The organism is Variovorax sp. KBW07, assembly GCF_003852515.1.
Classification (GTDB): Bacteria; Pseudomonadota; Gammaproteobacteria; order Burkholderiales; family Burkholderiaceae_C; genus Variovorax.
On record NZ_QAJK01000241.1, the window covers coordinates 2,213 to 2,445 of the forward strand.

Here is a 233-nt window from a genome sequence, read left to right on the forward strand (position 1 = left end):
CCCGATGGCTACACGCTGCTGATGCAGTACTCGGGCTACCACGTCGGCAATCCGTCGCTCTACCCGAACATCAAGTGGAGCCCCACGAAAGACTTTGTGCCCGTGGCGATGGTGATGCGCGCGCCGCACGTGGTGGCCGTCAGCGGCAAGCTGACCGTGGCGTCCGTGAAGGAACTGATCGCGTACGGCAAGAAGAAAGAGGGCGGTCTTTTCTACGCCTCGTCGGGCAACGG

General features: G+C 62.7%; 1 protein-coding gene. It reads left to right on the top strand.

The window, feature by feature from the left end:
- Window positions 1–233, top strand: a 233-nt coding sequence (locus DBV14_RS34110; RefSeq protein ID WP_260397316.1) for a tripartite tricarboxylate transporter substrate binding protein, incomplete at both ends; no start/stop codon positions are given.